General features: G+C 69.2%; 1 pseudogene. It reads right to left on the reverse strand.

The features are described from left to right. A pseudogene (locus tag IEY79_RS37130) lies at positions 1-652 on the reverse strand (IS5 family transposase); the annotation flags it as partial.

Consider the following 652-nt stretch of genomic DNA (forward strand, 5'->3'; position numbering starts at 1 on the left):
TGGGCGGCTCGTTTGTCGTAGCGGGTGGCGAGGGCTCTGTTCTGTTTGAGGCGGCCGATGCAGCGTTCGACGACGTTGCGGCGTCGGTAGGTGCCTCGGTCGAGGCGGCAGCGGCTTTCACCCCGCCTGAGGCGGCCGTTGATCTGGTCGATCCGCTCCGGGATCGTGCAGGCGATGCCCCGTCTGCGCAGGTAGGCACGGATCCTTCGGGACGAGTACGCCTTGTCCGCGGCCACCCGGCTGGGTCTGGTCCGGGGTCTTCCCGGACCGGACCTGGCCACACGGATGCTGTCCATGACCGGCTCGAACTGGGTGCAGTCGTTGGTGTTGCCGCCGGTCAGGGTGAAGGACAGGGGTCGGCCCTGCCCGTCGCAGGCCAGGTGGATCTTGGTGGTCAGTCCGCCGCGGGACCGGCCCAGCGCCTCACCCTCCCAGAGCCCCCTTTTCGGGCCCCGGCCGCGTGCTGATGGGCCCGCACCGTTGTGGAGTCGACACAGACAAGGCTCCAGTCCACCTCCCCGACAGCGTCCGAGTGCTGCTGGACGTGAGCCAGGATCCGGTCCCACGTTCCGTCCGCCGACCAGCGGCGGAACCGTTCATACACGGTCTTCCACGGCCCGTAGCGTTCCGGGAGATCTCGCCACGCAGCCCC

The sequence above is a fragment of the Streptomyces camponoticapitis genome (genome assembly GCF_014646115.1).
Classification (GTDB): Bacteria; Actinomycetota; Actinomycetes; order Streptomycetales; family Streptomycetaceae; genus Streptomyces; species Streptomyces camponoticapitis.